13 protein-coding genes are annotated in these 13,415 nt (G+C 62.9%); 7 read left to right on the forward strand and 6 right to left on the reverse strand.

Translation table 11 applies throughout. The features are described 5' to 3' along the window. The first annotated feature begins 2 nt into the window (after nt 1-2). The 4 genes from AC07NR_RS04275 to hemN all read left to right on the forward strand — a co-directional run bounded on the left by AC07NR_RS04275 (nt 3) and on the right by hemN (nt 4,832). Nucleotides 3-2,453 carry a heavy metal translocating P-type ATPase gene (locus AC07NR_RS04275; protein ID WP_495077881.1) on the forward strand — a complete coding sequence of 817 codons (2,451 nt, stop codon included), beginning with the start codon at nt 3-5 and terminating at the stop codon, nt 2,451-2,453. 22 nt (nt 2,454-2,475) lie between these two features. Further along, a complete protein-coding gene (gene ccoS, locus AC07NR_RS04280) occupies nt 2,476-2,688 on the forward strand; it encodes a cbb3-type cytochrome oxidase assembly protein CcoS (protein ID WP_114882055.1) in 213 nt (70 codons plus the stop codon). Beyond that, the gene (locus AC07NR_RS04285; protein WP_039770036.1) at nt 2,681-3,364 is read left to right on the forward strand and encodes a sulfite exporter TauE/SafE family protein; all 684 of its coding nucleotides are present in this window, start codon (nt 2,681-2,683) and stop codon (nt 3,362-3,364) included. Before ccoS ends, AC07NR_RS04285 begins: the two co-directional genes overlap by 8 nt. Before the next feature lie 85 nt (nt 3,365-3,449). After that, nucleotides 3,450-4,832: an oxygen-independent coproporphyrinogen III oxidase gene (gene hemN / locus AC07NR_RS04290; RefSeq protein ID WP_102622558.1), complete on the forward strand. Its 1,383-nt coding sequence runs from the start codon at nt 3,450-3,452 to the stop codon at nt 4,830-4,832. Here the strand turns inward: hemN and AC07NR_RS04295 are convergent. Next, nucleotides 4,829-5,311 (reverse strand): hypothetical protein, encoded by a 483-nt coding sequence (locus tag AC07NR_RS04295; RefSeq protein WP_119426416.1) that lies wholly within the window; start codon nt 5,309-5,311, stop codon nt 4,829-4,831. The genes hemN and AC07NR_RS04295 overlap by 4 nt on opposite strands. Nucleotides 5,312-5,466: 155 nt before the next feature. Here AC07NR_RS04295 and fnr point away from each other — a divergent pair, with 155 nt between their 5' ends. Continuing rightward, the gene (fnr, locus tag AC07NR_RS04300; RefSeq protein WP_007951654.1) at nt 5,467-6,201 is read left to right on the forward strand and encodes a fumarate/nitrate reduction transcriptional regulator Fnr; all 735 of its coding nucleotides are present in this window, start codon (nt 5,467-5,469) and stop codon (nt 6,199-6,201) included. Nucleotides 6,202-6,279: 78 nt separating this feature from the next. After that, nucleotides 6,280-6,828: an adenine phosphoribosyltransferase gene (locus tag AC07NR_RS04305; RefSeq protein ID WP_003223345.1), complete on the forward strand. Its 549-nt coding sequence runs from the start codon at nt 6,280-6,282 to the stop codon at nt 6,826-6,828. A gap of 127 nt (nt 6,829-6,955) precedes the next feature. On the opposite strand, the gene AC07NR_RS04310 is transcribed toward AC07NR_RS04305, so the two are convergent. The 5 genes from AC07NR_RS04310 to dnaX form a co-directional block, all read right to left on the reverse strand. Then, entirely contained in the window at nt 6,956-8,104 is a 1,149-nt protein-coding gene (locus AC07NR_RS04310) for an acyl-CoA dehydrogenase family protein (protein WP_495077882.1), read from the reverse strand. Between the two features lie 71 nt (nt 8,105-8,175). After that, nucleotides 8,176-8,778: a recombination mediator RecR gene (gene recR / locus AC07NR_RS04315; RefSeq protein WP_085711931.1), complete on the reverse strand. Its 603-nt coding sequence runs from the start codon at nt 8,776-8,778 to the stop codon at nt 8,176-8,178. A 66-nt stretch (nt 8,779-8,844) separates the two neighbouring features. Then, nucleotides 8,845-9,879 (reverse strand): NADPH-dependent curcumin/dihydrocurcumin reductase, encoded by a 1,035-nt coding sequence (curA, locus tag AC07NR_RS04320; protein WP_495077883.1) that lies wholly within the window; start codon nt 9,877-9,879, stop codon nt 8,845-8,847. A 148-nt stretch (nt 9,880-10,027) separates the two neighbouring features. Further along, nucleotides 10,028-10,366, reverse strand: a complete 339-nt coding sequence (locus tag AC07NR_RS04325; protein WP_007951650.1) for a YbaB/EbfC family nucleoid-associated protein — start codon at nt 10,364-10,366, stop codon at nt 10,028-10,030. Between the two features lie 67 nt (nt 10,367-10,433). Next, entirely contained in the window at nt 10,434-12,512 is a 2,079-nt protein-coding gene (gene dnaX, locus AC07NR_RS04330; RefSeq protein ID WP_495077884.1) for a DNA polymerase III subunit gamma/tau, read from the reverse strand. A 145-nt stretch (nt 12,513-12,657) separates the two neighbouring features. Between dnaX and AC07NR_RS04335 the strand changes: the two genes are divergently transcribed. Next, nucleotides 12,658-13,407: a substrate-binding periplasmic protein gene (locus AC07NR_RS04335; protein ID WP_495077885.1), complete on the forward strand. Its 750-nt coding sequence runs from the start codon at nt 12,658-12,660 to the stop codon at nt 13,405-13,407. The last annotated feature ends 8 nt before the right edge of the window (nt 13,408-13,415 follow it).

Here is a 13,415-nt window from a genome sequence, read left to right on the forward strand (position 1 = left end):
TGATGACCACCCCACTCCCCTGTTACCACTGCGCCCTGCCCGTTCCGTCGGGCAGCCGCTTCACTGCTGTCGTGCTCGGGGAGTCCCGCGAGTTCTGCTGTCCGGGCTGCGAGGCCGTGGCCGAAGCCATTGTCGCCGGCGGGCTGGAAAGTTATTACCAGCACCGCAGCGAAGCCTCGGCCAACCCCGAGGCGCTGCCGGTGCAACTGGTGGACGAACTGGCGCTGTACGACCGCGCCGACGTGCAGCAACCCTTCGTCCGCCACGAAGGTGAACTGGCCGAAACCACGCTGTTGATGGAAGGCATCAGTTGCGCCGCGTGCGGCTGGCTGATCGAGAAACACCTGCGCACGCTGCCCGCCGTGGCCGAGGCGCGGCTGAACCTGTCCAACCATCGCCTGCACGTGCGCTGGGCCGACGCCCAACTGCCGCTGAGCCAGATCCTCGGCGAACTGCGCCACATCGGCTACGCCGCGCATCCGTATCAGGCCGACCGCGCCAGCGAACAACTGGCCAGCGAAAACCGCCTCGCCCTGCGCCAGCTCGGCGTCGCCGGGCTGCTGTGGTTTCAGGCGATGATGGCGACCATGGCCACCTGGCCGGAATTCAACATCGACCTCAGCCCCGAGCTGCACACCATCCTGCGCTGGGTCGCGCTGTTCCTTACAACGCCGATTGTGTTCTACAGCTGCGCACCGTTTTTCAAAGGCGCCATGCGCGACTTGCGCACCCGCCACCTGACGATGGATGTCTCGGTATCGCTGGCGATTGGCGCGGCGTATGTCGCCGGGATCTGGACCTCGATCACCGGGGTCGGCGAGCTGTATTTCGACGCGGTGGGCATGTTCGCCCTGTTTCTGCTCGCCGGACGCTACCTCGAACGCCGCGCCCGGGAACGCACCGCCGCCGCCACCGCGCAACTGGTCAATCTGTTGCCGGCCTCGTGTCTGCGCCTCGATGACGTTGGCCAAAGTGAACGCATCCTGCTCAGCGAACTGCGCCTTGGCGACCGGGTACTGGTTCAACCGGGTTCTGTGCTGCCGGCGGACGGCAAGATCCTCGACGGCCAGTCAAGCATCGATGAGTCGCTGCTGACCGGCGAATACCTGCCACAGCCGCGCACACTGGGCGATGCCGTCACCGCTGGCACGCTGAATGTCGAAGGTGCGCTGACCGTCGAAGTGCAGGCGCTGGGTCAGGACACGCGGCTGTCGGCCATCGTCCGCCTGCTGGATCGCGCCCAGGCGGAAAAACCACGCCTGGCGGAAATCGCCGACCGCGCCGCGCAATGGTTCCTGCTGCTGTCGCTGATCGCGGCGGCCACCATCGGGCTGCTGTGGTGGGAGCTGGATTCGTCGCGGGCGTTCTGGATCGTTCTCGCGATGCTGGTCGCCACTTGCCCGTGCGCGCTGTCACTGGCAACGCCGACTGCCCTCACCGCCGCCACCGGCACCCTGCATAAACTCGGCCTGCTGTTGACCCGTGGCCATGTGCTGGAAGGCCTGAACCAGATCGACACAGTGATTTTCGACAAGACCGGCACCCTTACCGAAGGCCGACTGGTGTTGCGCTCGATCCGCCCCCTCGGCGCCCTCGACAGCGATCAGTGCCTGAGCCTCGCCGCCGCTCTGGAAAACCGCTCGGAACACCCGATTGCCCGCGCCTTTGGCCGGGCGCCGCTGGCCGCCGAAGAGGTTCACAGCACACCGGGACTGGGCCTTGAAGGTCTGGTCGGCGAACAGCGTTTGCGCATTGGCCAGGCGGAGTTTGTCTGTGATCTCAGCGGCGCGCCTGTGCCGAAGATGCCCGACGAACCGGGCCAATGGTTGTTGCTCGGCGACAGCAATGGACCGCTGGCCTGGTTCGCCCTCGACGACCGTCTGCGCGACGACGCCCCGGCCCTGCTCGCCGCGTGCAAGGCCCGCGGCTGGCACACGTTGCTGCTGTCGGGAGACAGTTCGCCGATGGTCGCCAGTGTCGCCGCCGAACTGGGCATCGACGAGGCCCGGGGCGGTCTGCGCCCGGACGACAAGCTGCAAGTGCTGCAACAACTGCACAAGGCCGGCCGCAAGGTGTTGATGCTCGGTGACGGGGTCAACGACGTGCCGGTGCTGGCCGCCGCGGACATCAGCGTGGCCATGGGTTCGGCCACGGATCTGGCGAAAACCAGTGCCGATGCGGTGCTGCTGTCCAACCGGCTCGACGCGCTGGTGCAAGCCTTCTCGCTCGCCCGCCGCACGCGCCGGGTGATCATCGAGAACCTGTTGTGGGCCGCGCTGTACAATGGCCTCATGTTGCCGTTCGCCGCCCTCGGCTGGATCACTCCGGTATGGGCCGCCGTCGGCATGTCGATCAGTTCGCTGACCGTGGTGCTCAACGCCCTGCGCCTGACTCGCCTGCCGAGTGCGCCGGCCGTCAACGCCTCGTCAGAAACCCGCCCGCTGCCGGCCTGAGCCGCGCGGGCATGGAGTACAGATGCCAGCTCTCTACGTGATGATTCCGGCCGCGCTGCTGATCGTGGCCATCGCCGTCTACATCTTCTTCTGGGCGGTGGACAGCGGCCAGTACGACGACCTCGACGGCCCGGCCCACAGCATCCTGTTCGACGACCAGGACCCGAAGCACACCGCCGCCGTGGACGAAGCCAACCCGACAAAACCGGACGACAAGGCGCCGCCCCATGCTTGAACTGGCGCCGCTGCTGGTGTCTGCGCTGATTCTCGGCCTGCTCGGCGGCGGCCATTGCCTGGGCATGTGCGGCGGCTTGATGGGCGCGCTGACCCTGGCAATCCCCAAAGAACAACGCAGCCGACGCTTTCGATTATTGCTGGCTTACAACCTCGGACGAATCCTCAGCTATGCCACGGCCGGATTGCTGATCGGGCTGGCGGGATGGGCAGTGGCCAACAGTCCTGCGGCACTGTTCATGCGTGTGCTCGCCGGGTTGCTGCTGATCGCCATGGGCTTGTACCTCGCCGGTTGGTGGAGCGGCCTGACCCGCATTGAAAGCCTCGGTCGTGGACTGTGGCGCTACATTCAACCGGTCGCCAACCGCTTATTGCCGGTGTCGAGCCTCCCCCGGGCCTTGCTGCTTGGCGCGCTGTGGGGCTGGCTGCCGTGCGGGCTGGTTTACAGCACGTTGCTGTGGTCGGCCAGTCAGGGCAATGCACTGGACAGTGCCTTGCTGATGCTCGCCTTCGGGCTCGGCACCTGGCCGGTATTGCTGGCGACCGGCCTCGCGGCCGAGCGGGTCACAGCGCTGTTGCGCAAACGCAGCGTGCGCATGGCTGGTGGATTGCTGGTGATCCTGTTCGGCATCTGGACCCTGCCGGGGCCGCACCAGCACTGGCTGATGGGCCACTGACCCAGGCTTGATGCAAATCAAGATGCCCCGCCGCGCCCTCCCCTAGACTCGCTCACACTGCCAGCCTATCCGGGGGAATGCCCGCATGCTCGACGCCATTCGTTGGGACACCGATTTGATCCGCCGCTACGACCTGGCGGGGCCGCGCTACACCTCGTACCCGACGGCCGTGCAATTCAACAGTCAGGTCGGCACCTTCGACCTGTTCCACGCCCTGCGCGACAGCCGCAAGGCCCTGCGCCCACTGTCGCTGTACGTGCATGTGCCGTTCTGCGCAAACATCTGCTACTACTGCGCCTGCAACAAGGTCATCACCAAGGATCGCGGCCGGGCCCTGCCGTACCTGCAACGGCTCGAGCAGGAAATCCAGCTGATCGCCTGCCACCTCGACCCGGCGCAGAAAGTCGAACAACTGCACTTCGGCGGCGGCACTCCGACCTTTCTCAGCCACGATGAGTTGCGGCAGTTGATGGCGCACCTGCGCAAACATTTCAATTTGCTGGATGACGACTCCGGCGATTACGGCATCGAGATCGATCCGCGCGAAGCCGACTGGTCGACCATGGGTCTGCTGCGGGAGCTGGGCTTCAATCGGGTCAGCATCGGTCTGCAGGATCTCGACCCGGCAGTGCAACGCGCAGTCAATCGCCTGCAAAGCCTGGAAGAAACCCGCGCGGTGATCGACGCGGCGCGGACCCTGCAATTTCGCTCGATCAACATCGACCTGATCTACGGTTTGCCCAAACAGACCCCGGACAATTTCGCCCGCACCGTCGAGGAAGTCATCAGCCTGCAACCAGACCGGCTCTCGGTGTTCAACTACGCGCACCTGCCGGAACGCTTCATGCCGCAGCGGCGGATCAACGGCAACGAACTGCCGAGCCCGACGCAAAAACTGGAAATGCTGCAACGCACCATCGAACAACTGACCGCCGCCGGCTACCGCTACATCGGCATGGACCACTTCGCCCTGCCCGACGATGAACTGGCGATTGCCCAGGAAGAATCGACCCTGCAGCGCAACTTCCAGGGCTACACCACCCACGGTCATTGCGATCTGATCGGCCTGGGCGTGTCGGCCATCAGCCAGATCGGCGATCTGTACTGCCAGAACAGCAGCGACCTCAATCAATACCAGAACACCCTGGCCGGCGCGCAACTGGCCACGAGTCGTGGCCTGGTGTGCAACGCCGATGATCGCTTGCGCCGCGCGGTGATCCAGCAGCTGATCTGCAATTTCAGCCTGGATTTCGCCGAGATCGAGCGCAGTTTCAACATCGATTTTCAGGGCTACTTCGGCGCGCTCTGGCCGCAGTTGCAAGGCATGGCAAAGGACGGGTTGATCGAACTGGATCGCGAACGGATCAACGTGCTGCCTGCCGGGCGCCTGCTGGTGCGCTCGGTGTGCATGGTGTTCGACGCGTATCTGGAACAGCAGAACCGCCAGCGTTTCTCGCGGGTGATCTAGCTCTTCATCAGCAAGGTATTGGTTTTCAGGTTCTGGTCCGCAGTCAGGCCCGATTGGTCGATGACCTTGGCCAGGGACAGGTTGGCGGTAATCAGACCGTTGTTGAGGGCAGAAATGGCGCCTTTGAGGGCAGCGATCTTGGCGAAACGCTCTTCGTTGGAGAGGGTTTTGTTAGCCATCAGCGCGTTGATCTGGGCGTTCTTTTCGGCGATCTGCTGGCGCAACTTGCGAATCATCTTCAGCAATTGCTGGACGTTTTCCGGCAAACCGCTTTCATCGATATCGCTGTTTTTCCCGCCGACACCGGCGGATTTTGCAATGGCGGCACCGGACAGCGACACTTTGACGCCCTCGACCAAGGTCGGGGTTCCCAACGATGCCGCGTCTGTGCCGGACTCATCGTCAACGGAGGTTTCAGCACTTTCCAGCAACGACGCAACGCCACTGTTACCGGGGGTCAGCGTGCCAATAGCAGTCATCGAAGCGGTTCCTTGCATGCCGTCAGATACCTGTTTATCGGCCGTCATCCCTGCGGCTTTATGCCGTGGAGGCAATCTCGCCACAGGCTGGCCTGAATGTCCTCCCCTGGGTTACCCTTACGCCTTATGTGTGTTTTCCCACAAGGATTTAAGAAATGTCCGAGCCAGTTAAACTGCGCGCTCATAACCAGGCTAATTGCAAGGATTGCAGCCTGGCCCCTCTCTGCCTGCCACTTTCGCTGAATCTGGAAGACATGGATGCGCTGGACGAAATCGTTAAACGTGGCCGCCCGTTGAAAAAGGGTGAGTTCCTGTTCCGCCAGGGCGACACCTTCGATTCCGTTTATGCAGTACGCTCCGGCGCCCTGAAGACCTTCAGCCTGAGCGATACCGGCGAAGAACAACTGACCGGTTTCCACCTGCCGAGCGAACTGGTCGGCCTGTCCGGCATGGACACCGAAAAACACCCGGTTTCCGCCCAGGCCCTGGAAACCACTTCGGTCTGCGAGATTCCGTTCGAACGCCTCGACGAGTTGGCCCTGCAATTGCCGCAGCTGCGCCGCCAGTTGATGCGCGTGATGAGCCGGGAAATCCGCGACGACCAGCAAATGATGTTGCTGCTGTCGAAGAAGACTGCCGACGAGCGCATCGCCACGTTCCTGGTCAACCTGTCGGCGCGTTTCCGCGCTCGCGGTTTCTCGGCCAATCAGTTCCGCCTGAGCATGTCGCGCAATGAAATCGGCAATTATCTGGGGCTGGCGGTGGAAACCGTGTCCCGGGTCTTCACCCGCTTCCAGCAGAACGAACTGATCGCCGCCGAGGGCAAGGAAATCCATATCCTCGACCCGATCCAGCTCTGCGCTCTGGCTGGCGGCTCGCTCGAAGTGTGATCTCGACCCGCGGCCGAGCGTATCGTTTCAGCCGCGGGTATACTGCGCCGTTTGCAGCCCTGCCAGGACACCTCGACGATGGTCTTCGACTCCTTCGACATCAAATCCCTGATCCGCCCTGTGATCGATTTCCCGAAACCGGGCGTGATCTTTCGCGACATCACCCCACTGTTCCAGTCGCCCAAGGCTTTGCGCCTGGTGATGGACAGCTTCGCCCACCGTTACGTGGAAGCCGATTTCACCCACATCGGCGCGATGGACGCGCGTGGCTTCCTGATCGGTTCGGTGCTGGCCTATCAACTGAACAAGCCGCTGGTGCTGTTCCGCAAGCAAGGCAAACTGCCGGCGGACGTGCTGGCTGAAGGCTACGCGACCGAGTACGGCGAAGCGTTCCTCGAAGTGCACGCCGACAGCCTGTGCGAAGGCGACTCGGTGGTGATGTTCGATGACCTGATCGCCACCGGTGGCACGCTGATCGCAGCGGCCAACCTGATCCGCCGCATGGGCGCCCGCGTTCATGAAGCGGCAGCGATCATCGATCTGCCGGAGCTGGGTGGCTCACAGCGTCTGGAAGACATGGGGATTCCGACGTTCTGCCTGACGCAGTTTGCGTTGACCGATAAGTAAGCAACGCCTTCCATTACGCCTTCGCGAGCAAGCCCGCTCCCACATTCGACCGCATTCTCCTGATGGAGCACGATTGAATGTGGGAGCGGGCTTGCTCGCGAAGGGGCCGGCAGCCTCACTGCAAAACCTAAAGCCCCATCTGTTTGCTGATGATCTCGTTCATCACTTCCCGCGTCCCGCCGCCAATCGACAGGATGCGGTTATCCCGATACAGCCGCTCCACCAGGCTTTCGCGCATATAACCCAGCCCGCCGAGAATCTGCACCGCTTCGGTGGTAATGCGGTCCGAGGTGCCCGTGGCAAAGTTCTTGGCCATGGAGATTTCCTTGATCACGCTCTGCCCCGCCGCCATCTTCGCCGCCTGCCGGTAGGTGAACTCCCGCGAGACTTCCAGCGCCGTGGCCATCTCCGCGAGGCGATGCTTGATCACCTGAAACTTGCCGATGGGTTTGCCGAACGCCTCACGCTCCTTCGCCCACTTCAGGCTTTCTTCCAACGCCAGTTGCGCGGTCATGTTGGCCATCAATGCCAACGCCAGACGCTCGCTCTGGAAGTTGCCCATGATGCAGGCAAACCCCATGTTCTCCGCGCCGATCAGGTTTCCCACAGGCACCCGGCAATCGTCGAAGAACAATTCAGCGGTGTCCGACGCCCACCAGCCCATTTTCTTCAACTGCCGGCCGACGGTGAAACCAGGCGTGCCCTTCTCGATCAACAACAGGCTGATGCCGCCAAAACCCGGCGCACCGGTACGCACCGCGACGGTGTAGTAATCCGCGCGTACGCCACTGGTGATGAAGGTTTTGCTGCCGCTGACCCGATAGTGATCGCCATCGCGTACGGCGCGGGTCTGCAGGTTGGCAACGTCGGAGCCACCGCCCGGCTCGGTCACCGCCAGCGCGCTGATTTTCTCGCCGCTGAGCACTTGGGGGACGACACGTTCACGGACTTCGGGCCGGGCCCATTTGACGATCGGCGGCAAACCGATATCCAGCGAGCCGAGCCCGGCCACCAGGCCGCCAGAGCCGCAACGCATCAGTTCTTCGCTGGCGGCGATCTTGGCGAACAGATCACCTTCGTGACTGCCGCCCAGCGCTTCGGGATAACCGATGCCTAGGATGCCGGCCGCACCGGCCTTGAGATACAGCTCACGGGGGAAGCTTTCGGCTTCTTCCCACGCATCGATGTCCGGCAGGATCTCGCGCTCGACGAAACGTCTGACGCTGTCTCGGACCAATTGATGACTGGGGTCGAAGTATTCCTGGAAGGCGGGCATCGGCGAACTCCATGGAAGGGTTCGCCGAACTTAACCGAGCGCTTGCTTGGTTTTCAACAGGATTGTGTGGCTCAGAGAGAAATCGGCTTGCGCCCGGCAAACGAGTGCGCCAGCGTGCCGCCGTCCACCAGCTCCAGTTCGCCACCCAATGGCACGCCGTGAGCGATACGCGAGGCGATCAAACCTTTGTTGTTGAGCAATTGCGCGATGTAGTGCGCTGTCGCTTCACCTTCCACGGTCGGGTTGGTGGCGAGGATGACTTCGGTAAAAGTACCCGCCTCTTCGATCCGCGCCATCAGTTGCGGAATGCCGATGGCCTCCGGGCCGAGCCCGTCCAGCGGCGACAGGTGCCCCTTGAGCACGAAGTAACGGCCACGGAATCCGGTCTGCTCGACCGCGTACACATCCATCGGCCCTTCCACCACGCACAGCAACGTGTCGTCACGGCGCGTATCAGCGCATTGCGGGCACAGATCGTCTTCGGTCAGCGTGCGGCACTGGCGGCAGTGTCCGACCCCTTCCATGGCCTGGCTCAAGGCCTGGGCCAGGCGCGTGCCGCCGCTGCGGTCACGTTCGAGCAACTGCAACGCCATACGCTGGGCAGTTTTCTGACCCACACCCGGCAGAATTCGCAGGGCGTCGATCAGTTGGCGAATCAAAGGGCTGAAGCTCATGGGGAAAAAGTCCGACAAAACAACGAGACGCGGTTTATACCCGCGCCTCCGGCCAGCGTCAAATCCTCAGTCCTGGGCGACCCGTACCACCAGTTTGCCGAAGTTGCGCCCCTCCAGCAGCCCGATAAACGCCTGCGGCGCCTGCTCCAGGCCGTCGACCACGTCTTCGCGAAATTTCACCTTGCCCTCGCGCACCCACGGCACCATGGCGCTGATGAATTCCGGCTGACGATCGCCGTAGTCGTCGAACACGATGAAGCCCTGAATGCGTACACGCTTGGTCAGCAGGGTGCGTTGCAAGGCAGGCAAGCGATCCGGGCCTTTAGGCACTTCCGTGGCGTTGTAGCCGGCAATCAGGCCGCACAGCGGGATCCGTGCCTTGGGATTGAGCAGCGGCACGACCGCATCGAAGACATGGCCGCCGACGTTTTCATAATAGATGTCGATGCCTTTCGGACAGGCCTTGGCCAGTTGTTCGGCGAAGTCCGGCGCCTTGTGATCGATACAGGCGTCGAAACCCAACTCCTCGACCACGTATTTGCATTTCTCGGCACCACCGGCCACGCCGACGGCGCGCAGGCCTTTGATCTTGGCGACCTGACCCACCACCGAGCCCACCGCACCGGAAGCCGCAGCGACAACCAGTGTTTCACCCGCCTTCGGCTGACCAATGTCCATCAGCCCCATGTAAGCGGTCATGCCCGGCATGCCCAGCACGCCGAGGGCCATCGACGGGCTCGGCAGCCCCGACGGGATCGGGATGATGTTGCGACCGTCGCTGATGCTGTGGCTTTGCCAACCCGTGGCGCCGACCACCAGATCGCCGACCTGGAATTTCGGATGACGCGATTGCTCGACCCGGCTGACAGCCCCGCCGGTCATCACCTCGCCGATTTGTACCGGCGCAGCGTAGGACGGTGCGTCACTCATGCGGCCGCGCATGTAGGGATCGAGGGACAGGTAAAGGGTCTTGAGCAGCAACTGGCCGTCTTCAAGTGCCGACAGCGCTTCGCGCTCCAGACGGAAATTCTCGGGGGTCGGCGCGCCCACCGGCCGTGAGGCCAGCACGAAGCGTTGATTGAGGGTCAGGGGGTCGGACATGTCAGCGTCTCCTGTGAATAGTGAATTCGTCGGTATAGGGAGCAGACCGTTGCAGCTATTGCGCGTTCGATGTTTCGTCAGCCGGAAACGAAAATGCCAGGCGCGATGCCTGGCATTTTTTGTAGCTCATCTGCCACCCGAAGGCGAATCAGAACGGCAGTTTCATACCGGCCGGCAGGTTCATGCCAGCGGTCATGCTGCCCATTTTCGCCTGGCTGTTGGCTTCGATCTGACGCACGGCGGCGTTGACGGCAGCGGCTACCAGATCCTCGACCACTTCACGGTCGTCTTCGTCCAGGCCCGGCAGCACGCTTGGATCGATGCTGACTTTTTTCACGTCATGACGGCCGGTCATCACCACGGTGACCAGATCGCCGCCGGCCTTGCCGGTGACTTCTGCGTTGGCCAGTTCTTCCTGCATCTTGGCCATTTTTTCCTGCATCTGCTGCGCCTGCTTCATCAGGCCGGCCATGCCACCTTTCATCATGGTAATCACCTCAAAAGTACTTGGATCAATACAGCGCCCGGCCATTTCAGCCGAACGCCTTCAGTTATTAGCCCTGACTGACCAGGGCGTCGACAGGTTCAATAGTATCGTGTCGCACGACCGCACCGAACTGCTGGACCATCTGCTGGATGAACGGATCGCCGTGGATCGATTCCTCCGCCTCGCGCTGACGGTTGGCACGGCGCCGGGACGCGGCCTGGGCCGGGGTTTCCTGCTCGGGCTTGATCAGTTCCATGCTCAGGTTCAGCGTGCGGCCATGGTACTGGTTCAAGGCATCGTTCAGACGCCGCTGCTGAGTGGCGTTGAACAAGGCGCTGTGGGCCGGGTCCAGGTGCATCAGCCAGTTGTCGCCATCGACCGCGATCAGCGTGCAGTTGGCGGCGATGCTGCCGGTCATGCCGGAAATCGGCAGTTTCGGGAATAGCTCCAGCCATTGCAGGGCCAGGCCGGTGGCCGGCGCGGCGGCGGGTTCCGGCTCGGGTTCGGGGGCCGGTTCTGCGGCGTGCTCGCTGGCCAGATCATCGAGGTAGCTGTAGGCCGAATCCATGTCCGACTCGATGTAGTCCTCGTCCAGCGGCGGTTCGTCGTCCATGTCCATGCCTGGCGTGAAGGCATCGACTTCGGCCACGGACGGCTCAGGGATCGGCGTGGCGGCCCACTCAGGGGCATCCGGCACGACGCTGTCCGGGGTCGGCAACGGCATCGGTGGCAGCTCTGGCTGCTCGGCGGCCGTTTCCAGCACCGGTTCTACCGCTGGCTGTTGCACAGGCACCGGTTCTACCGGGTCATTCCACGGCAGATCGACGACTTCTTCGACAGCGACCGCCTCGGGCTCTGGCTCCGGCACGGGCTCAGGTGCAATTACCGGGGCAACCGGCGCGGGCTCAGGAACAGGTGCAGGTGCAACCACCGGAGCCGGCGCAACAGCCGCAGCAACTACCGGCGCAGGTTTCGGCGCGGCAGCCACTGAGTTTGCGGAATCAACTGTGGCCTGGCTGATCCCCACTGGCTTTAGCGGTTGCCTCGGGGCGTCCGCCGTGTCTGCCGGCCGGAAGGCCAGCATCCGCAGCAGGACCATTTCGAAACCGCCGCGCGGGTCCGGCGCCAGAGGCAGGTCGCGGCGGCCGATCAGGCCCATCTGGTAGTAAAACTGTACGTCTTCGGCCGGCAAGGCCTGGGCCAGTGCCAGCACCCGGTCACGGTCGCCGTGGCCGTTGTCGACACCTTCCGGCAGGGCCTGGGCGATGGCGACGCGGTGCAGCACGTTGAGAATTTCCGAGAGTACGCCGTTCCAGTCCGGCCCTTGTTCGGCCAGGTGGCGTACGGCTTCGAGCAACGCCTTGGCGTCGCCTTCAATCAAGGAATGCAATACGTCATAGACCTGACCGTGGTCCAGCGTGCCGAGCATCGCCCGTACGTCGGTGGCCAGAACCTTGCCTTCACCGAAGGCGATAGCCTGGTCGGTCAGGCTCATGGCGTCGCGCATCGAACCGTCGGCCGCGCGGCCGAGCAGCCACAGCGCGTCGTCTTCGAACGGTACGTTTTCGGCGGTCAGGACGTGGGTCAAATGCTCGACCACACGCTCCGGTGTCATGTTCTTCAGGGAGAACTGCAGGCATCGCGACAAAATCGTTGCCGGAAGTTTCTGCGGGTCGGTGGTCGCCAGGATGAATTTGACGTAGGGCGGCGGCTCTTCGAGGGTTTTCAGCAGCGCATTGAAGGAATGGCTGGAGAGCATGTGCACTTCGTCGATCAGGTAAACCTTGAAGCGCCCACGGCTCGGGGCGTACTGCACGTTGTCGAGCAGCTCGCGGGTGTCCTCGACCTTGGTCCGGCTCGCGGCGTCGATCTCGATCAGGTCGACGAAGCGGCCTTCATCGATCTCGCGGCACACCGAACACTCGCCGCAGGGGCTTGAAGTGATACCTGTTTCACAGTTCAGACATTTGGCGATGATCCGCGCAATCGTCGTCTTGCCGACGCCCCGCGTCCCGGTGAACAGGTAGGCGTGGTGCAGGCGCTGGCTGTCCAAGGCATTGATCAGAGCCTTGAGCACATGGGTCTGGCCGACCATTTCGCGGAACGAGCGCGGACGCCATTTACGTGCAAGAACCTGATAACTCATCGAAAACCGTCGCGGCAAAGGAAGCAGAAGCGGCTAATGCTAGCGGAGCAAGGGCAAAATTGCATCCGGTGCGCTCTTCTATTCTGGCTAAGCTGCATGGGCGGAGGCTTTTGTCGGCACGGGAACGGGAATTACCGGAGCATTTATGCGGTGGGCCGTGGGGGCAATACTGGGAATCAGCCTGAACGCGATGGCCGCGCAGCCGCCGCTGCGTTTTGCCATGGCCGACAGCTGGGCGATGCCGCTGGTGCAATACGAACGTGGCCGCCCGACCCAGGGCATTCTTTACGACATGATGCTCAGCCTGGCGACTCAGGTGGGCGTGCCGGCGGAGTTTCACGTCCTGCCCCGCACCCGCGTGCAGAGCGCCATGGAACACGGTGAAGTCGACGTGCGCTGTTATGCCGCGCAATCCTGGCTGCCGAACCAGTCCGGCGATTACATCTGGAGCATTCCGCTTTTTTTCCAGCGCGACCTGCTGATCAGCCGCCAGGATCAACCCTCCAGCGTCGATCCGGCCCACCTGCCCCGCCAGTCGGTCGGCACCGTGCTCGGCTACAGCTACCCCACGCTGCAACCGCTGTTCGACGCCGATCGCTTATGGCGCGAAGACGCACGCAACCAGGAACAGGTGCTGGAAAAACTCCTGGCCGGTCGCTACCGCTACGCCGTGAGCAATCAATGGACCCTGGACTGGTTCAACCAGCGCCTGCTGCCGGGGCAGCAACTGCAAGGGGTGGCGGTATTGCAGGAGCAGCAGGTCGGCTGCTACGTGCGCAACGATCCGAAAGTGCCGGTGCAGCGGATACTGAGGACGCTGCTGCAGATGAAGATGTCGGGGGAGATTGATGACATTATTCGGTTGTATACCGGTACCCCCGAAAGCGCCCCATGAGCCTTTGA

The sequence above is a fragment of the Pseudomonas sp. GW821-FHT09C09 genome (genome assembly GCF_059418105.1).

Bases quoted from the DNA above. Each gene is read 5' to 3' on its own strand.
- curA (WP_495077883.1), bottom strand. From the start codon at position 9,879: ATGTCCGACCCCCTGACCCTCAATCAACGCTTCGTGCTGGCCTCACGG.
- dnaX (WP_495077884.1), bottom strand. From the start codon at position 12,512: ATGAGTTATCAGGTTCTTGCACGTAAATGGCGTCCGCGCTCGTTCCGC.
- AC07NR_RS04325 (WP_007951650.1), bottom strand. From the start codon at position 10,366: ATGATGAAAGGTGGCATGGCCGGCCTGATGAAGCAGGCGCAGCAGATG.
- ccoS (WP_114882055.1), top strand. From the start codon at position 2,476: ATGCCAGCTCTCTACGTGATGATTCCGGCCGCGCTGCTGATCGTGGCC.
- AC07NR_RS04305 (WP_003223345.1), top strand. From the start codon at position 6,280: ATGGTCTTCGACTCCTTCGACATCAAATCCCTGATCCGCCCTGTGATC.
- recR (WP_085711931.1), bottom strand. From the start codon at position 8,778: ATGAGCTTCAGCCCTTTGATTCGCCAACTGATCGACGCCCTGCGAATT.
- AC07NR_RS04275 (WP_495077881.1), top strand. From the start codon at position 3: ATGACCACCCCACTCCCCTGTTACCACTGCGCCCTGCCCGTTCCGTCG.
- AC07NR_RS04285 (WP_039770036.1), top strand. From the start codon at position 2,681: ATGCTTGAACTGGCGCCGCTGCTGGTGTCTGCGCTGATTCTCGGCCTG.
- fnr (WP_007951654.1), top strand. From the start codon at position 5,467: ATGTCCGAGCCAGTTAAACTGCGCGCTCATAACCAGGCTAATTGCAAG.
- AC07NR_RS04335 (WP_495077885.1), top strand. From the start codon at position 12,658: ATGCGGTGGGCCGTGGGGGCAATACTGGGAATCAGCCTGAACGCGATG.
- AC07NR_RS04295 (WP_119426416.1), bottom strand. From the start codon at position 5,311: ATGACTGCTATTGGCACGCTGACCCCCGGTAACAGTGGCGTTGCGTCG.
- hemN (WP_102622558.1), top strand. From the start codon at position 3,450: ATGCTCGACGCCATTCGTTGGGACACCGATTTGATCCGCCGCTACGAC.
- AC07NR_RS04310 (WP_495077882.1), bottom strand. From the start codon at position 8,104: ATGCCCGCCTTCCAGGAATACTTCGACCCCAGTCATCAATTGGTCCGA.